Annotated in this window: 13 protein-coding genes and 2 pseudogenes; 5 read left to right on the forward strand and 10 right to left on the reverse strand. The window is 60.3% G+C overall.

Annotated features, from left to right (window positions below; all coding sequences use genetic code 11):
• Window positions 1-18: 18 nt before the first annotated feature.
• Complete coding sequence (locus ACP7C6_RS06395; protein ID WP_028616088.1) at window positions 19-933, forward strand: LysR substrate-binding domain-containing protein; 915 nt, start codon at window positions 19-21, stop codon at window positions 931-933.
• Window positions 934-1,086: 153 nt separating this feature from the next.
• Window positions 1,087-2,355 (forward strand): tyrosine-type recombinase/integrase, encoded by a 1,269-nt coding sequence (locus tag ACP7C6_RS06400; RefSeq protein WP_426108603.1) that lies wholly within the window; start codon window positions 1,087-1,089, stop codon window positions 2,353-2,355.
• Window positions 2,356-2,658: 303 nt separating this feature from the next.
• Here the strand turns inward: ACP7C6_RS06400 and ACP7C6_RS06405 are convergent.
• The 4 genes and pseudogenes from ACP7C6_RS06405 to ACP7C6_RS06420 all read right to left on the reverse strand — a co-directional run.
• Window positions 2,659-2,841, reverse strand: a pseudogene (locus ACP7C6_RS06405) (peptide-methionine (S)-S-oxide reductase); the annotation flags it as partial.
• The gene (locus ACP7C6_RS06410; protein ID WP_012723460.1) at window positions 2,838-3,758 is read right to left on the reverse strand and encodes a homocysteine S-methyltransferase family protein; all 921 of its coding nucleotides are present in this window, start codon (window positions 3,756-3,758) and stop codon (window positions 2,838-2,840) included. The pseudogene ACP7C6_RS06405 and the gene ACP7C6_RS06410, both read right to left, overlap by 4 nt.
• Window positions 3,755-4,804, reverse strand: coding sequence for a glycine betaine ABC transporter substrate-binding protein (locus ACP7C6_RS06415; protein ID WP_426108435.1), 1,050 nt, complete (start codon window positions 4,802-4,804; stop codon window positions 3,755-3,757). Before ACP7C6_RS06415 ends, ACP7C6_RS06410 begins: the two co-directional genes overlap by 4 nt.
• Before the next feature lie 14 nt (window positions 4,805-4,818).
• Complete coding sequence (locus ACP7C6_RS06420) at window positions 4,819-6,879, reverse strand: ATP-binding cassette domain-containing protein (protein WP_426108604.1); 2,061 nt, start codon at window positions 6,877-6,879, stop codon at window positions 4,819-4,821.
• A 323-nt stretch (window positions 6,880-7,202) separates the two neighbouring features.
• On the opposite strand from ACP7C6_RS06420, the pseudogene ACP7C6_RS06425 reads away from it, so the two are divergent.
• Window positions 7,203-7,352, forward strand: a pseudogene (locus tag ACP7C6_RS06425) (helix-turn-helix domain-containing protein); the annotation flags it as partial.
• Here ACP7C6_RS06425 and ACP7C6_RS06430 read toward each other — a convergent pair.
• The 5 genes from ACP7C6_RS06430 to ACP7C6_RS06450 are packed head-to-tail and all read right to left on the reverse strand — an operon-like array spanning window position 7,340 to window position 13,235.
• Window positions 7,340-8,215, reverse strand: coding sequence for an alpha/beta fold hydrolase (locus tag ACP7C6_RS06430; protein WP_426108436.1), 876 nt, complete (start codon window positions 8,213-8,215; stop codon window positions 7,340-7,342). The pseudogene ACP7C6_RS06425 and the gene ACP7C6_RS06430 sit on opposite strands and share 13 nt — an antisense overlap.
• Window positions 8,208-9,854, reverse strand: a complete 1,647-nt coding sequence (locus tag ACP7C6_RS06435) for a dipeptide ABC transporter ATP-binding protein (protein WP_426108437.1) — start codon at window positions 9,852-9,854, stop codon at window positions 8,208-8,210. The genes ACP7C6_RS06430 and ACP7C6_RS06435 overlap by 8 nt, the downstream gene beginning before the upstream one ends.
• Window positions 9,851-10,678: an ABC transporter permease gene (locus ACP7C6_RS06440; protein ID WP_012723455.1), complete on the reverse strand. Its 828-nt coding sequence runs from the start codon at window positions 10,676-10,678 to the stop codon at window positions 9,851-9,853. Before ACP7C6_RS06440 ends, ACP7C6_RS06435 begins: the two co-directional genes overlap by 4 nt.
• Complete coding sequence (locus ACP7C6_RS06445) at window positions 10,678-11,655, reverse strand: ABC transporter permease (protein ID WP_308908824.1); 978 nt, start codon at window positions 11,653-11,655, stop codon at window positions 10,678-10,680. The genes ACP7C6_RS06440 and ACP7C6_RS06445 overlap by 1 nt, the downstream gene beginning before the upstream one ends.
• Window positions 11,652-13,235 carry an ABC transporter substrate-binding protein gene (locus tag ACP7C6_RS06450; RefSeq protein WP_308908823.1) on the reverse strand — a complete coding sequence of 528 codons (1,584 nt, stop codon included), beginning with the start codon at window positions 13,233-13,235 and terminating at the stop codon, window positions 11,652-11,654. The genes ACP7C6_RS06445 and ACP7C6_RS06450 overlap by 4 nt, the downstream gene beginning before the upstream one ends.
• 317 nt (window positions 13,236-13,552) lie before the next feature.
• Here ACP7C6_RS06450 and ACP7C6_RS06455 point away from each other — a divergent pair, with 317 nt between their 5' ends.
• Complete coding sequence (locus ACP7C6_RS06455) at window positions 13,553-14,893, forward strand: tetratricopeptide repeat protein (protein ID WP_426108438.1); 1,341 nt, start codon at window positions 13,553-13,555, stop codon at window positions 14,891-14,893.
• A 103-nt stretch (window positions 14,894-14,996) separates the two neighbouring features.
• Here the strand turns inward: ACP7C6_RS06455 and ACP7C6_RS06460 are convergent, their stop codons facing one another.
• Window positions 14,997-15,989: a P1 family peptidase gene (locus ACP7C6_RS06460; RefSeq protein ID WP_150054148.1), complete on the reverse strand. Its 993-nt coding sequence runs from the start codon at window positions 15,987-15,989 to the stop codon at window positions 14,997-14,999.
• Between the two features lie 310 nt (window positions 15,990-16,299).
• Here ACP7C6_RS06460 and ACP7C6_RS06465 point away from each other — a divergent pair, with 310 nt between their 5' ends.
• Window positions 16,300-18,735, forward strand: a complete 2,436-nt coding sequence (locus ACP7C6_RS06465) for a TonB-dependent receptor plug domain-containing protein (protein ID WP_426108439.1) — start codon at window positions 16,300-16,302, stop codon at window positions 18,733-18,735.
• Window positions 18,736-18,771 lie beyond the last annotated feature (36 nt).

Raw genomic sequence — 18,771 nt, forward strand, 5'->3', positions numbered from 1 at the left:
ACTCTTCCAGGACACAAGATGAACCGTAACGACCTGCGTCGTGTCGACCTTAACCTCTTGATCGTATTCGAAACCTTGATGCATGAGCGCAGTGTGACCCGCGCAGCCGAGAAACTGTTCCTCGGCCAGCCGGCCATCAGCGCGGCGTTGTCGCGCCTGCGCGGGCTGTTTGACGACCCCCTGTTCGTGCGCACCGGCCGCAGCATGGAACCATCGGCCCGGGCGGTAGAAATCTTTGCCCTGCTCTCTCCGGCCCTGGACTCGATTTCCACCGCCGTCAGCCGCGCCGCCGAATTCGACCCGGCTACCAGCACCGCCGTATTCCGCATCGGCCTGTCCGACGACGTCGAATTCGCCCTGCTGCCGCAACTGCTCAAACGCCTGCGCGCCGAGGCCCCCGGCATCGTCCTGGTAGTACGCCGCGTCAACTACATCCTTATGCCAGGCCTGCTGGCCTCCGGCGAGATCTCCATCGGCGTCAGCTACACCGCCGACCTCCCGGCCAACGCCAAGCGCAAAGTACTGCGCCGCAGCCTGCCGAAACTGCTGCGCGCCGACAGCGTGCCGGGCTCCCTGAGCCTCGACGACTTCTGCGCCCGCCCCCACGCCCTAGTGTCCTTCGCAGGCGACCTGAGCGGCTTCATCGATGAAGAACTGGAAAAACTCGACCGCAAACGCCACGTGGTATTGGCCGTGCCGCAGTTCAACGGATTGGGTACCTTGCTGGCAGGCACGGATATTCTGGCGACCGTGCCGGACTATGCGGCCGAGGCGCTGACCTCAGCCGGTGGCTTGCGAGCAGAAGATCCGCCGTTGCCAGTGCGTAGCTTTGAGCTGCATATGGCGTGGCGTGGGTCGCAGGATAATGACCCGGGGGAGCGGTGGTTAAGGTCGCGGATTCAGATGTTTTTTGGGGACCCCGATAGCCTGTAATGGAATTCCAGTAAATCCCATAAAACTGTTTTATAACAAGTAGTTATTGGTAATTTCAGTCCATTGCCGCCTGTCTAAATCCAATGGATTCCACGACTCATGGGGGCATAATTGGGGGCAAATTTCGGTTCCTCAAAAAGGATGCCCCCACCGATGCCCCCAGATAATGAGGTTGTTTTCAAACGAAAACTCAGCGATGCCTTGATCCGCTCACTGACCGAACCTGGCAAACACGCCGATGGCGAAGTTCCTGGCCTCTACTTGGAGGTGAGGGCGTCGAGCAAGGTCGGCAAATCCCCTTCCAAGGTTTGGCGATTGAAGTATCGGCTGAATGGGAAGGAAAACCGCTTCTCCATCGGCGCTTACCCCGACATTAGCCTCAAGGAGGCGCGCGACATTGCCCGCGGCGCACGCCGCGACGTGGCTAACCACACCGCCCCGCTCAAGGCCAAGAACGCCAAGATCGAGGCACAGTTGCTCAATGAAGAGCGCACCTTCACTTACGTGGCCGAGCAATGGTTGGCATTCAAGTCTGCCGAACTGGTGACAAAATCCATCTCGGGGTTTAACGGAGCGCTGAACAACCACATCTTGCCTGCCATTGGCAAAAAACCGATCAGCGAGATCAAGTTGGAGCACATCACTACGATCATCACTGAGTTGCGTCGCCAGCGCACCATGGCCATGGCCCGGCGCGTGCGCACCATCATACGTGCCGTTCTGGGCTTTGCCGAAGGTCGCGGCTGGGTGGAGCGCAACGTGGCGCTCAGCAACATCGAGGAGTTGAAGATCCGCCACATCGTGACCAGCAACCCGGCGATCGAAAGGCCATTCGACCTGGGCAGGTTTCTTCTACGCCTTGATGACTGCAACGACGGCAGCGTTGCCACCGCAATGCGCCTGCTGGTCATGTTGCCGGTCCGACCAGGCGAACTGGTGCAGATGCGCTGGGAAGATGTCGACTTGGTGGGCGCCGATTGGCGTTATGTGGTGAGCAAGACCAAGCATCTGGACAAGAGCAAACACATTGTGCCGTTGCCTGAACAAGCCTTGGTTCTGTTACGCGAGCTACATAAAACCCGCGTGGTGGATGAAGAAGGCAAAGGCTGGGTGTTCGTCTCGCCGGTCTATCCGGGACGCCCCATAAACCCGACCTCCATGCTCAAGTCCTTTCAGCGTATCTGGCCGGAGTACAACATTACTGCCCACGGCTTTCGCGCCACCTACCGGACCATAGCCCACGAGCATTTGGGTATAGATCCTATCGTGCTTGAACTGTCTTTATCCCACCGAATGCCGGGTGCGCTCGGGGCTGTGTATGCACGGGCTCAATTGCTGGCGCAACGCCGAGAGGCTGCCCAACAATGGGCGAACTACCTAGATCAGTTGCGTCAAAACGCGGCGCGAATAACCACAGATTGACGATACAGCGAATACAAATCAGGAGATTGGAGCGGGAAACGAGACTCGCATCTAGCGTCCAACCCATTGAAATCTAAGGGGTTTCTTTTCTTGCCGGCGCAAGAAAAGACATAATTCTGGACTTGTTTTTAGGGTGTTTCAAGAGCAAAAAAAGGGGTAACTCTAAGCAAGGCTCCTGGATTCTACCCACAGCCAGTTGGGCGACAGATCATCAAACCGATGGTGCAAGTCCTGATGCCTTCGAAACTGCCTTACCTTGACGCCGGAAAATGTCTACGAGGGCAAGGGCGATTCAACATCCGCGCCCCGGCGATCAAATGAGGTTGGATCGTGCAGTGTCCAGACATGTTCGATCAGACAGCAGTCGGAAATCACCCGCGTGTCGAGCACGCCCGGCAACGATCTGAATGCCGCTTCAGCCCTCCAAAAACAGCCGGCACCGAACGTCGCCTGCTCAACAATCACGTCTTGGCGAAAATCAGTCATGCGCTGACAACCACTTCGTTTGGCAGCAGATGCGCATGCAACTGCGCAATATGTTCAGGCCCGATACCGCAGCATCCACCGACAATACTGGCACCCGCCGCTACCCAGGTTCTGGACCAGTGCAGGTAGGATTCAGGGCCCAGGTCGCGGCGAATCTCCAGCAGCGTGCTGTTGGCCTTTGCCTCTGTGCTGACAGGCGGAAACGCGTTTGCGTAAACCCCCAGCTCGATGCTTTGATCGAGACGCAGAAGGACATCCCCGGCCACCGCCAGCGCCGCTGCCATGACTTCCGGCTGGCTGCAATTGAACAGCACCGCCCTCGCCCCCAATTCGACCGCTACGTGTACCGCCTGGGCGACTGACTCCGAGGAACGCAATCGCGGTGGCTCGCCGGCTTCATCAAGCAGCGTGAACGACAGCCAAAGCGGTTTCGATTCTGCGCCAAGCGCCTCGACGACTGCCCGGACTTCAGCGATGGAACTCTGGGTTTCCGCCAGCCACACATCAACGTGCGCCTGCAATCCGGCGATGAGCTCGCGATGGATCACGACCGAACGTTGATGATCAAACAAGTCAGGTCGATAAGACCCTAGCGCCGGCGGCAACGATCCGGCCACCATGACCGGTTCGGTGCTGCCGGCCGCCGCCTGACGAGCCAGGCGTCCGGCCCGCTCGGCCAGCGCACGGCCCTGCTCGGCAAAGCGCTCATCACCGATGTGAAACGGCACCACCGCGTAGCTGTTAGTGGTGATGATTCGCGCACCGGCCTCAATAAATGCCTGATGAGCCTGCAGCACATAGTCAGGCGCCTCGATCAACGCGAGGGCCGACCATTCCGGCTGGCGAAACGGTGCCCCGATACGCTGCAATTCGCGGCCCATGCCACCATCGAGCAAACGCAAGGACGCCTGGCTCATTGGATCGCGCTCACTTTCGGCGCCGAGGCGGCGAGCCATTGATCAACCGTGGCACTGTTCACCTGTACCCACGCCTTGGCCGCGACGTCCACTGGCTGTTTTTCCTTTTCGATCTTCAGGATCAGCTCATTGAGTTGCGCAGGTTCGATCGCGACATTACGCAGGAACTCGGCAATTTTCGGTGAGCGTTTCTGCAAGGCAGCGGACGCCAGGATATGTACCTTGGCATCAGGGAAGGCGCAGGTGATCTGACTCTTGTTCAGCCAGTCCGGGTCGACGGTCGGACTGATGAATTTCCAGCAACCATCAGCCTTGTAAAGCGGGTCATCTTTTTTGTTGTCCTGGGCGTAACCGTCGAATGCCGGCTCTTCCAGGCGACGCAGGTCAAAGGCCGAAAAGATCCAGTCCGGGGTGTAAGCATAGAACACCACGCCACGTTGCGCCTTGTAAGCCGAGGCGAGTTTGGCGTAGGTCACCGAGGCTTCGGTGGACACCGACTCGAATTTATCGGCAAACCCGTAATCCTTGGCCTTGATCTGGCCGATGTAAGTCGACTCCCAGCCCGCCGGCCCCACCAGCAACTCAGCCTTACCGCCGCCCAGTGGCTCAAAGAGCTTGGCCACTTCAGGTTTTTTCAGGTCGTAGATGGATTTGACCCCGTACTTGTCCTGCAAATAACCGGGAATGTAAAACCCTTGTTCGCCCGCATACGGATGAGTGTTCGGCACCAAGGACCGGGTGCCGCCCGTGACGTATTTAGCCCAGGCTGCCGACTGGTTAGGCAGCCAGATATCGGTCAGTACGTCGACCGAACCGTCGCCTTTGGCGGCTGCGCTGAACAGCACCGCGACATCCCCGGCCAGATACGACACATCGCCATCCAGTCGGCTTTTGATTACCTCACCAAGGATGTGTTGAATGGCGATAGCCCCCGTCCAGTTCTGCTCGCCAATGACAATTTTGTCCTTGGCGAAGACGGTGGCCGGGAGAATCAAGGATGCCAGCAATGCGGCCGCACCGAAGGTACGCGACAGATGTGTCTTCACGATAAATCTCTCAGTTAGTTGTGCCGGTGGTCTTGCTTGCGCAAGCTCGATTGAATGATTCGGTCAGGGATCAGTGCACACAGGACGATCGCCACGCCGGCGAGCACGCCTTCGCCGCCCTTGATGTTGCGCAGCGCCGTCATCACGTCATAACCCAGGCCGCCGGCGCCGATCAGGGCAGCGACCACCACCATCGACAAGCTCATGACGATGGTCTGGTTGATCCCCAATAACAGCGAGCGGCGAGCCAAGGGCAGTTGCACCTTGATCAGGGTCTGCCAAGGACTGGCACCGTGTGCCACCGCCGCTTCGACAGCATCCTTCGCAACTTCCTGGATACCCAGCGACGTCAGACGAATCATCGGCGCCAGGGCGAAAATCACGGTCGCGATCACGGCGGGGGTCTTGCCGACAGAAAAGAACGCCACGGCAGGAATCAGGTACACAAACGTCGGCAGGGTCTGCATGACGTCCAGCAGGGGCGTAATCACCCGCCGTAAAAGCGGACGCTTCGCCAGCAGGATGCCGGTGGGTACGCCAATGACCAGGGCAATCAGTACCGAAGAACCGACCAGCGCCAGCGTGGCAATGGTTCGCTCCCAAAAGCCAAACAGGCCGATGTACAACAAGGCTGCGCTGCTGGTCAGTGCCAGCGGCAAGCCAGCTGAACGCCACGCCAGAAACACCAGCGTCAGTGCCGAAACCGGCCATGGCAACCAACCTAGGAGGTTTTCAATGCCTTCGATGACGGTGCGAACGGCAACGATCACGCCGACGAATGCACCCTCGAACGTCACCTGCGACCAGCCAATGAATTCATCAATGCTCTGTGCCGCCAGCAGCAAGGCCTGGCGATTGACCGGGAACTGCAGCAACACACCAGTGGCGTCAGGTGTGACGACGCGCCAGATCACCAGTGCCTGACTGACCACCAGCACAGCCAAAGGCAGCCCCCAACCCGATACGTTGCGTAGCACAGGCTGGCGGCTCAACGAGAGCGCTGTGAAACGACTGGCCGCGAACACCATCACCGCCGCCAGAATCGCCAGCCATGATGAACTGGCAATGCCCTGAGCCAGTGCCGCCAGCGCTGCGAGCTCAACGGCGAAGCCGAGCCAAAACAAACCGCCCTTGCCTCTCGCAGCAAGCGCTGCAGGCCCCAGCAACAATGCCTGCCACCCGCGCAGGCCGGGCTGGACGTGCGGCCCACGAGGAGCGGTTTCTGGGGGCTGAAGGCCAACGCTGTCGACGCTGTGAAGGGGTGTATGGGTTGAATTGAAGTCCCGGAAAAAGTCCGCAACTTCGGCGTCAACCGGATGCTCGAGCAACTGTTTGGGCGTGCCCAATTGTACCAGCCGTCCTCGGCGCAGCACTGCGATGCGGTCAGCAAGGCGTATGGCTTCGGCCGGGTCATGGGTGACCAGCAATGTGCTGATACCGCGCTCATGCACCAGTGCCAGGAAATGACTTTGCAGATCGCGTCGAATGGTCGGATCCAGCGCACTGAACGGCTCGTCCATCAGTAGAATGTCGGGATCAGTCACCAATGCGCGTGCCAGGCCAACCCGTTGCTGCATGCCACCGGACAACTCATGGGGATAATGTTCGCCCCACCCCTCCAGACCTACCGCCCGCAACTGCAGAATAGCCGCAGCATGACGAATCGACTCGGGTTCACCACGCAATTCGAGGGGCAGCGCGACGTTGTCCAGCACCGTACGATGGGGCAACAGGCCAAAATGCTGGAACACCATCCCGATGCGGCGCGATCTCAAGTCGCGCAAAGCTTTGTGGCTCAAACCGCTGATGGTCTGCCCTTCGATCAAGACATCGCCGCTCGAGGGCTCAATCAAGCGATTGATATGCCGCAGCAGCGTGGATTTCCCGCTTCCTGATGTGCCCATCAGGCACAGAACTTCACCGCGCCGCACCTTCAAACTGACATTGCTGACGGCCGGCAGCACTGACGAACCTTTGCGCAGATAGGCTTTGGTGACGTCTCGCAACTCAAGCACAACATCGGCCTCATTGGCGTGATCGCTGGAGGGTTGCGCACGCTGTTGAGATGAGTCGATCCGGGCAGTTGCCAAAGAGGTTTGAATAAGTGTCACAGGAGCTCCGGGCAAGCGACCCCTGGATGCGGGCAACGCGCTCGCCCCAGAGTAGAAAATTGGCTGAGCCTCAGGCCATGATCCGAACACCGTGTCCTGAAGCAAAAAAAGCGCCGCGCAGGGAGCGCAACGCTTTCCACAGACATAAAGCTAATCGATCTTAAAAAGAACAAATAAATATCTTTTTGGAATTAACTTAAGCCTTCTCACGCCGGCTATCTGCGTCTGATTATTAAAATAAAAATAACTAAAAGGTATCAATAAGTAAAAAATATGAATTTATAGTTATAAAAGTGTCGGAGACCGCCTTTCTCGAGCATTGGGCTTTCGAAGGCGTGGCCGTGTTGTCGGCGAGCCGGAGTAAACGCCTGGTCAGCGCCAACGGTGCATTTCTCAGCTGCGCGCTTTATCAACTGAAGCCAGCTCAACCGGACGAACCTGGACGCTGATCAAGTTTTTTCATCAGCCTCTGGAACGCCGCCAGCACCTGCGCAGGCCGCTCCAACATCAATTGATGACCACACCGCTCCAACACCTCAAAGCTACCCGTTGGCAGCTGTCGGGCGAGCGCTTCACCCCCACTGGAGGGCGTCAGCCCGTCGCTGTCTCCCGCTAACACATAAGTCGGCAACGTCAGTCGGGCCAGGGCATCGGCGTCGGGCCATTGGGCGTTTTGCAGTAGAGACTTGAACACATACAGACGATTGCGACGGGTCAAGCTTTCCTCGTAGGCGACCAGCCGGGGATCGGCTGCGGAGTGCCACGCACGCTGACGAAAGCCCTTGGCCAGCAACGGCCGCAGCAGCTCCAACACCCAGGCAGGCAGAGACATCAGACCACCACGGCTCAACGGGCGATGCAGTTGTGTGCCTAGCAACAGGGCGCCATCTATGGTCACCTGCGGCAACCTGCGTGGAAGCTCCAGCAAGGCACTCAACCCCAGTCCGGTACCAAAGGAATGTGCAACCAGGATATTCCGACGTGCAGCGTAGCGGCTCAGTATTTCCAGCTGATCTGCCACCAGTTCCGACCAGGCATAGGCCTGCGGCTGGCGCGGCTTTTCACTATCGCCGTGCCCCAACAGGTCCCACGCCACCAGGCTGTATCCCTGATCGGACAACGACTGCCATAACTCGCGCCATTGATCCTTGTGACCACCACCACCATGCCCGAAGAACAAGACTGTATCTGCCTGATGCGTGCCTGGTTGATAAGCGATGCTCAGGTACCGTCCTGGACGGATTTCCACCCGCTCGCCCCGCACCAGAGGTAAATCAGAAAATGCGTGTAAATCAGTCATGAGTGGGACAAGCCTCTTTGAATTCAAGGTTTTGAGGAGTGACTGTCGAAGGGAGGAGGGTTCTGGAGAAGCCACGCAATAAGGTCTGGGTATAAGCATGTTGCGGATGGACCAGTAGCGTTGCCGCTTCCCCCTGCTCCACCACATGCCCGCCCTGCATCACGGCAATGCGATCACACAGTCTGGCGGCCACTCGCAAATCGTGGGTGATGAACACAATGCTCAGCTTGAGCCGACGTTGCAGGTCTTCAAGCAACTCGAGAATCTGTACCTGGATCAGCGCATCCAGAGCGGAAACGCATTCGTCCGCGATGAGTATTTTCGGCTCCACAGCCAAGGCACGGGCGATACCGATACGTTGGCGCTGGCCACCGGAGAACTCATGGGGATAGCGCTCGAACGCCGTGGCGGGTAGCCCAACCAACGCCAAAAATGAGCGCGTGCGCCGCTCGGCCTCGGCCTTTGAGTGCCCCTGTACCTGCGGGCCGGTCATGACGATACGACCGACGGTCTGGCGCGGATTGAGCGAGGCAAACGGGTCCTGGAAAATCATCTGCACATCGCTACGCAATGCTCGCAAACGCCCTTCGGACAGCGCCGTTACATCCTGCCCCAGCCATTGAATTTGACCACTGTCAGCACGTAGCAGCCGAACAAGGCAACGGCCCAGAGTGGATTTCCCCGAGCCCGACTCCCCAACAATGCCGAGGGTTTCACCCTCGCGCAGGGTCAGCTGAACCTGCGCCAGGGCCTGGGTAGCACGCTTGCGCCACCAACCGCTGTTGCTGCGAAACACTTTATTGAGTTGCTCGGCCTTGAGCACCACACTCCCGTCCACCGTTGTGCGCGGGGCCCGAGGTTGCGCCGAGACCGCTGCCAGCAGTTGCTGGGTATAAAGCGCCTGAGGCTTGCGCAATACTTGATGGGCGCTGCCCTGCTCCACCAGTTGACCTTTTTCCAGCACCAGCACGCGGTCGGCAATGGCCTCGACCACGGCGAAATCATGGGTGATGAACAACAGCGACATGCCCTTATCCTGTTGAATCTTGCGTAACAGATCGATGATCTGCGCCTGGGTGGTCACATCCAGCGCCGAGGTCGGTTCGTCGGCGATCAGTAACGAGGGATCGAACGCCAACGCCATGGCGATGACCACGCGCTGACGCTGGCCACCGGAGAGCTCAAAGGGATAGACCAGGCGCAGGCGTTCAGGCTCGGGCAGGCCGACATAACCCAGCAATTCCACAACCCGTCGGCGACGCTCCTGGGCCGATTTCACCCCGTGGGCGCGCAGGGTTTCATCGATCTGCTCACCCACGCGCAGCAGCGGGTTCAGCGCGCTCATGGGCTCCTGGAACACCATGCTTATATCTCGCCCGCGCAGCTGGCGCATCGCGGTTTCACTGAGCTTCGCCAGGTCTTCATCACGAAACACCAGTCGCCCGCTTTCCACGCTCAGCGGCGTCGGTAACTGGCGCAACAATGCCTTGGCCAACATCGACTTGCCCGAGCCGGACTCGCCCACTACACATAGGCATTCGCCGCTGCGCAATTGCAGCGACAGGTCATACAGCGCGTGACTGCGGTCGGCACCGGCCGGCAAGGCGATACGCAGGTTTTCCACACTGAGCAACGTCATAGTGACCTCCCCGGTTCAAAGGCCACGCGCAGGCCTTCGCCCACCCGGTTCACGGCCAGCACGCACAGCACAATCGCCACCCCCGGCAAGAAACTCATCCACCAGGCATCCCGCAGCAGCCCACGTGATGCGTTGATCATGTAACCCCAGCTCATGGCCTCAGGGTCGCTCAGGCCGAGAAACGCTAACGCGGCTTCGGTGAGAACTGCAGTGGCCATCACAAAGGTCATGGTCACCAACAACGGCGCCAAGGCATTGGGCAGGATTTGTTGGCTGATGATGCCTAATGGCGATTGCCCCAGCACCCGCGCCGCCTGCACAAACTCACGTTGTCGCAGGGTAAGGAATTCGCTGCGCACTAGCCGCGCGACGCCCGGCCACGCTACCAGCGAAATCGCCAGCACGATGGAACCCAGGGACGGCTCCAGCACCGCCACCAGGATCACCGCCAACACTAACTGCGGAATGATCTGAAAGAACTCGGCTATCCGCATCAGCGCGCCGTCGAGCCATCCACCGAAATAACCGGCGACAGCGCCGACGAGCAGCCCCACCAGCAAGGTCGCCAGACTGGTCAACACCCCCACGGCCAGGGACACACGGGCGCCGTAGAGCAAGCCGCTGCCGAGGTCGCGGCCAAGCATATCGCTGCCCAGCCAGTGCGCCGAATCGTGGAACGGCGGTAGCATCGGTTGGGTGTTCATTTCCCAGGGCGAGCTACTGGTGAGCCACGGTGCGGCAGTCGCTAGTGCTGCTAACACCAGCAAAAACACCGCGCCGGCCAGCGCCGACGGCTGGTGAATAAAGCGTGTGAGCACCGCCATCAGCCCTGTCCTCCAGCGCCAATACGTGGGTCGAGCAAACGGCAAATCACATCGGTCAACACATTGAAGCCCACCACCAAAATCGAGATCACCAGAAAGCCGCCCATCAACACACCGTAGTCACGCTGGGCCAATGAGTCATACATCAAGCGGCCAATGCCAGGCCAGGAGTACACCACCTCCACCAGTAACGCACCGCTGGCCAGTTGGCCGAGTTGCAAACCAGCGAAAGTCACCACCGGCAGCAGTGCATTGCGCAACACATGTACATACAGAATCCGCCGTGGATACAGGCCTTTGGCGTGGGCAGTGCGTACGTATTCCTGACCAAGAGCATCGAGCACGGCGGCTCGGGTGAGGTGGATATACAGAGCCAGAAACAGCACGCTCAGGGATAGGCACGGCAACAACAGATGCCGCAGGCGATCCAGCAGCAAGAAGTCCCGGCCCACGGTCTCCATACCGAACGCCGGCAACCAATCCAGACTGACGGAGAACAGCAAAATCATCAGCATCGCCAGCCAGAACGGCGGCATCGCGTACAGCAACAAAGCACCATGGGAGATCACGCCGTCCAGCCAATGCCGCTTCTGCCGTGCCCGCGCCGCCAGCACACCTAAGGTCACGCCGAGCACGGAAGAAACTACAAAGGCCGAGCCCATCAATGCCAGCGTCGCCGGCAACCGCTCGGCGATCAGCGACCACACCGAGGTCTGATTTCGGTAGGAATAACCCAGGTCCAGGTGGGCGATATTGCCCAGGTATATCAGCAACTGCTGGAGCAACGGTTTATCCAGGCCCATGGTCTGGCGCAGTTGCTCGATAAACTGCACATCGTCCACTCCTGCCTCTCCGGCCAACAGCAATGCAGGATCGCCCGGCGCCAGTCGAATCAGCAGGAAACTCAGCACCAGCACCGCCACCACCATCAGCAACGCCTTGACGAGCCGCCCGCTGAAATACAACACGCCGTTCATGGCGTCAGGGCCTCGAGGTACACGCTCTCGTAGTCCTCATTAAGGCTGGTAGCGGTCTGCAGCAGGTTTTTCACCTGTTTGTGAAACAGCGTCGGGTAACGCATTTCGAAGATCGGTGCGATGGGCAGGTCGGTGTTCAGCAGGTTCTCCAGCTGGCTGTAGAGCTGTTTGCGCTCCGGGCCTTCCGGGGTATCGGCGACTTTCGCCCACAAGGCATCGGCCTCTGCGCTGTTGTAGCCGCTGACGTTGGCGAACGGAGAAGTTTTGAGTATGTAGTCGGAGCGGAACAGATAGGCGCTGGTCAGGTAGGGATCGCCGATCTGGAAGATAAAATTGTAGGTCAGGTCGAAGTCCCAGTCGCTCACGCGCTGGAACCAGGTCGCCGCGTCGGATGTAACCACCTGCACCTTGAAACCCAGGGGCTGCAAGGACTGCTTGGTGTATTCGGCCAGGCGCTCCCAGGCACCACCCTTCTCGCCATTGAGCAGGCGAATGCGCACCGCGCCGACATCAACGCCGGATTCGGCAATCAGCGCTTTGGCCTTTTTCACATCATAGGCGTACTGCGGCAACTGGGGATCGTGGTAAGGCGAGCTGGACACAAACGGCCCCTGGGCGACCTTGCCCGAGCCGAAGAAGATGTTATCGACGATGAACTGTCGGTTCAGCGCATACAGGATCGCCTGGCGCACCTTGGGGTTGTTCAACGGTGGCTTGCGCGTGTTGATTTGCAGGAAGGCCAGACCCGAGTACAACTCCCAGCCCTTCTCCGACGACTGCACATCGGGCAAGGCGGTTAGGCGCTTAAGGTCTGAGTAATCCGCATCGCCGCTGCGCAGCACTTGCACGTCGTTACGCTCGAACGCGGCGGCACGCGAAGAGGCATCAGGAATGACGTGGAAGATGATGCTGTCGAGGTGCGGCAGGCCCTTTTTCCAGTAGTTGGGGTTCTTAGCCAGTTTGATATAGGCGCCTCGTTTCCACTCGACGAACACAAACGGCCCGGTACCCACCGGTTTTAGGTTATAGGGGTTGTTACGAAAGTCGGTGTTCTCGTAAAGGTGCTTCGGCACCACCGGGCGCAAGCCGCTGCCCAAGGCCGAAAGCAACGGTGCGAAAGGTTTCTTCAGGTGGAAGACCACCTGCAGCGTACCTCTGGCGGTGATGCTCTCGACGTACTCGGTGATGATACCGCCAAGGCGCTTGTCCACCTCGGGGTAGAAGGTCTGGAAGCTGAACACCACGTCATCGGCGGTGAACGCTGGACCGTCGTGCCAGTGCACGCCGTCCTGCAAGTCGAAGGTATAGGTGAGGCCGTCAGGGGAGATAGTCCAGGCTTTGGCCAATACCGGTTTGGGCGCAAGGTGTGTGTCGAAGGTGAGCAGGCCCTGGAGCACCTTGCCGCTCACGTATTGGGTCGACACATGGCTGACTACGCCGTGCATCAGCGAGGGCGGCTCCGGCTGGGCCACCAGGTTGAGCACCCCGCCCTCCTGGGGTTGCGCTTGAGCCTGGCCGGCCAACAACGTGGTGCACAGTGCCACGGACGTGAGGGCACGGCGGAAAGAGAATGAGCGCATGGAGTCTCCTCGAATTGAAAAATATAACGAGGGTTTTGCAAGCGTTGTGCCATGGCCGGTTGGGCGGGTATTGCTGGGGTTGGTGGTGATCGCGCTGATGAAAAAACCACAGAGCTGCGCCTGAGTGTGCAAAAAGCAGCAGCAAAGCATTTCAAATGCGGGAGGGGGCTTGCCCCCGATACCGGTCGGTCATCAATGAATGAGCCAACTGACACGCCGCTATCGGGGGCAAGCCCCCTCCCACAGGGGTTCATCGCTGGTCGATGGCACAAGGTTTGCCCCTGTAACCGTCATCTGAATAAACGAGCCTCGCCACTATGTCACTGGATTACCTGGGCAACCCCATCGACACCACCGACCCCACCACCCGCCAAGGGCTGGACGACTTCATAGGCGGCTTCCTCGGCTACCAGCCCCGTGCCGAACGCATCCTTGCCACCGCCGATGCCGATCCCGGCTCCGCGCTGGCTAATGCGTTTGCCGGCTTGCTGCTGATGTTCAGCGAGTCGCCCGAGGGCCCGGCACTGGCGGAACAATACCACCAACGTGCGGCGCACGCCGCTCACCCGCGCGCTGAGCTGTACCTTGGCGTGCTGCAAGCCTGGATCAAGGACGACCTCGATCAGGTCCTGCATTTGAGCGAAAACCTGCTCGACCGCTACCCCCGCGACCTATTCGCCGCCAAGCTCAACCAGTACCTGGAATTCAACCGCGGCAACTGGCCCGCCCTGTTGCGCATCGGCCTAAAGGCCACCGCTGGCGCACCCGATATTGCCCACAGCCACGGTCTGCTGGCCTTCGCCTACGAGCAATGCCACCTGCTTGAAGACGCCGAAGCCAGCGCGCTGCAAGCCTTGCGCCTGCAACCCTCGGAGCCTTGGGCCCAGCACGCCCTGGCCCATGTGATGCTGACCCAGGGACGTATCGAGGAAGGCACGGTATTCCTGGAAAGCGTGACCCATCACTGGGACGGTTTGAACTCGTTCATGTACACCCACAACTGGTGGCACCTGGCGTTGTTCTACCTGGCGCGGGGCGAGAATCAGCGCGTGCTGGAGATTTACGACCAACACGTGTGGGGCATTCTCCCGGAATACTCCCAGGACCAGGTCGGCGCCGTGTCCTTGCTCGCGCGATTGGAACTGGCCGGCATCGATGTGGGCGAGCGCTGGCAGGCGCTGGCACCGTACCTGCAACGCCGGGTCTGCGATACGGTACAGCCGTTCCTGAGCGTGCAGTACCTGTATGGCTTGGCCCGGGCGGGCAAGCCGGAGGCGGATAGGTTGCTGGCGACGTTGCGCCAGTACAGCTTTGACGCACGGCCGGTGTGGGGCGAAGTGACCCTGCCGTTGGCGAAGGGCTTATTGGCCCATGCACGTGGCGACTGGCAACAGTCGCTGGCGCAACTGACGATCGCCCTTCCCCGGCTGAATGAGATTGGTGGCAGCCACGCACAGCGCGATCTGTTTGCCCTGGTGGAGCTGGATGCACGCGTGAAGGCCGGGGATTGGTTGGGGGCGCAGCAGACACTGGAATTGCGGCGCCGGTATGACGGGTGGGATGTGCCGACGAATCGGAGTTTGGTACGGGTGTATGAGGCGTTGAAGTTGCCGGAGCTGGCGGCAAAGGCACAGACGCGCCTATCACCTTTCACCTGAGCAGCAGGAGCCGGCTTGTCGGCGTTAGCGGTCTGTCAGTTAATACAGGCGCAAGCTAAACCGCCGCCGTCGCCGGCGAGCCGGTTCCTACAGTGGATAGTGGCTAGCCCCTGGCACTGAACACCCCTCTGGCGATCGCCCGCGCCACGCAATCCGCAGCCGCCGAGCCAATACAACCAATCTCCACCTGCCGCCGTGGGCCATCGGTCAACTCAACCGCCGCCGACGCCAAGGCAAATACAGTGTCCCCATCAAACGGCAAATGCGCCGGACGCACCGCACGGGCAATTCCGTCCTGAGCCATGATCGCCACGCGCTTGCACTCAGCCACAGTGAGCCGAGCGGTACTGGCGACCACCACCAGCGTCGTGTTGGCCCCGGCTTGCAGGCGGCCCATCGAATCCAGGCGTGACAACTCCGGCATCGGGTCGCTGCAGTCCATCTCGGCTTCAGGCCGCCGGCCACCGAATTCCCCCGCGACTTCCCAGGGCCAGGCCCAGAACGTTTTACCGTCGGGCATGTACACCGAGCCAATGGGGTTGGCGACGACCAGTGCGGCGACGATCAATCCGTCACCCAGGTCCAGCGAGGCGGTACCCAGCCCGCCTTTCAATACACCGGCCATGGCGCCACGGCCGGCGCCCACCGAGCCCAACTCGAAATCTTCTCCAGCATTGGCCAGCGCTTCAAAGCCCAGGCGTCGGTAAGGCGGGTCCAGGCCCCAGTCCTTGTCGCCGCCGTTGGCCAGGTCGTGCAACACGGCGGCGGGCACTATGGGGATTGCCGGGGCGCCGGGTTTCAAGTGCAGGCCCACCTCGTCCTGAGACAGTTTTGCCGCCACGGCATCCGCCGCGCCCAGGCCGAACACCGAGCCGCCGGCGAAAACCAGAGCGTGGAGTTGACCGACCATGTTTTCCGGCTCCAAGGCGGCGGTTTCACGCCCGCCAGGGCCACCGCCGCGAATGTCGATGCTGGCAGTCCAGAAACCATTGGGACGAATCACTGTGACGCCGGTGTCGACGCGCAGGTCCGTGGCGTGGCCGACCGTGAGGCCTGGGATATCGGTGAGGGCATTGCGCGGGCCGGGTCTAGGCATACAGAAATAGCTTCCTTGGGTTCAGGGTGTTGCGTGGGGAGAGCAAGTCGTGTGCCAAGCACAACCACCCAAGCCTTACGGCTCAATACCCGGTTGCCGATGACAGCCCCTGCACAAAAACCAACACCCTGCCCTTCGGCTTGTTAAAAAAACACCAACACCCCCGCTTACTACGCAATAAGCCTATGTTTTTAAACAATTTTAACAGATGGCACAGCCCTTGCTCTCCAGCCTTCCCACCAGAGCTTGAACTCAACAAGCCGTCCTCTATCAAGGCCCAACACCTTAAACCACTGGAGTATTTCCCATCATGAATGCATCACGCGCCACAGGTCGCCGACCCAGTAAGGCCTTCGCCCACACGTTGTTGTTTATTGCCCTGTACGAAGCCGCCAGCTACAGCAGCCTGACTCTTGCCGCCGACGCGCCGGCTAGCGATAACCCCTTGGACACCGTTGTGGTGATCGGCAACCGTGGCCAGGCGCGCACCCTGGCCGAGAGCACCGCACCGGTGGATGTGATCTCGTCCAAACAACTGCTCGCTACCGGCCAGGGCGACCTGACCCGCGCCTTGAGCAGAGTGCTGCCGTCCCTCAACCAGCCGGCGTCGTCGGGCTTCGGCTCAACCTCGGTGGTGCGCCCGATCAGCCTGCGTGGCCTCAATGGCGACCAGGTGCTAGTACTGGTCAACGGCAAGCGCCGCCATAACAGCGCGCTGCTCAACAACGGCACCTACCTCAACTCTGGCTCGCAACCAGTCGACCTGGACATGATCCCCACCGCCCTGGTGGATCACGTCGAAGTGCTGCGCGACGGCGCCTCGGCCCAGTACGGTTCGGATGCGATCGGTGGAGTGGTGAACATCGTGCTCAAGCAGACCGACCACGGCGGCAGCCTGTCCACCAGCTACGGCCAGAACTATGAGAACGGCGACGGCGAAACCGCGCGGCAAACCGGCAATATCGGCCTGGCGTTGCCCAATGACGGCTTTATCAACCTCGCCCTGGACGTGAAGAAACAGAAGATCTCCGACCGCTCCGACAACGCGCCGTATACCGACTCGGCCGGCAACACCAGCCTGCAACACACCTACTACGGCACCGGCCTGCCCGAGGCACGCAACTTCAGTTTCGGCTACAACGCCGAGCTGCCGGTGGACGATGCCCTCACGCTCTACTCATTCTCCACCTACACCCGCCGCAACTCGGAAAAACCGCTGGCTTTCCACCAGCCCGCCAGTTTCGATGGCATCCGCACCCCCTTCCCCGAAGGCATCGAAGACACCCTGCGTTTTATCGAAAATGACTTCCAGGTAGCGTTTGGCGGCAAGGGCGAACTCGCCGGCTGGGACTATGACCTGTCCAGCACCTATGGCCAGGACCACGCCGAAGCGACCCTGCGTCACACCTACAACCTGAGCTACGGCCCGGACTCGCCGACCTCGGTGGACACCGGCGTCAAGACCTTCAGCCAATGGACCAACAACCTCGATCTGACCCGCGCATTTGACCTCGGCCTGCACAAACCCACGCAGATTTCCTGGGGCCTGGAGCAACGCTACGAGAACTACAAGATCGGCAAGGGTGACCTCGCCTCGTACGCCAGCGGCCCTTTCACCACCGGAGCCAGCGGTGGCCTGATCGCACCGGGCACCATCTCCGGTGCCGGTACCACCCCGCAGGATGCTGCGCAAAAAGGCCGCACCAGCCTCGCCGGGTATGGCGAGATCGGCCAGGACTTCACCGATAAATGGCACGTCGACCTGGCCGGTCGCTACGAGCACTACAACGATGGCTCGGGCACCACGACTAACGGCAAGTTCTCCACCCGCTACCAACTCACACCGATCCTGGCAGTACGCGGCACCTTCAGCACCGGTTTCCGCGCGCCGTCATTGGCCCAGCAAATCTATAGCTCCACCTCGCAAACCAGCGTCAACGGCCAGCTGTTCGACTACCGTAACGTGGCGGTCGACTCCGACGTGGCCAAGGCGCTTGGTGCCGAGACGCTCAAACCCGAGAAGTCCACCAACTTCAGCCTGGGCCTGACCCTGCAACCGACGGACGCCACCAGCATCACCCTGGATGCCTACCAGATCAAAATCAAGGACCGCATCGCGCAAACCGGCTACCTGGGCGGCACACCGCAAATCAGCGCGATCCTCGCCGCAGCGGGCCTCAACCCGAACCAGGCGGTTACCTATTTCACTAACGCCCTCGATACCACCACACGTGGCGTCGACCTCGTCGGCGACTACCGCCAGAGCATCGGTGCCTACGGCAACCTGCGCTACACCTTGGGCTTCAACTGGAACACCACGCAGATCGACGACATCCACGCCTCCAGCGTGGCCCAACAAGCCCTCGGCCCAACCGGTGGTTATGACCGTCAGCGCCAGGGCAACCTCAAGTACGGTTTGCCGCAATCCAAACTGCTGCTGGGCACCGCCTGGACCGTCGACAAGTTCGAGATCGGCCTCAACCTGACCCGCTACGGTGAGTACACCCAGTACGGTACCGCCGAAGCCTTCGACCGCACGTTCTCGCCAGCGTGGATCACCGACCTGAACATCGACTACCACCTGACGCCAGCGATCACTCTGAATGCCGGTGCCAACAACCTGTTCAACCAGTACCCGGAGCGCACAAAGCTGGCCAGCAGCTCCGGCGCATTCCCCTACGGCAACTTCTCGCCGTACGGCACCACCGGCGGCTATTGGTACACCGGCGTGACCTACAACTTCTGATCCTGCTCCACGGGCCGGTTCGCCGGCCCCTTGCCT

Origin of the sequence: Pseudomonas sp. TWR1-1-4, from assembly GCF_049897165.1 — a bacterium.
In the GTDB taxonomy this organism is placed as follows: Bacteria; Pseudomonadota; Gammaproteobacteria; order Pseudomonadales; family Pseudomonadaceae; genus Aquipseudomonas; species Aquipseudomonas canadensis.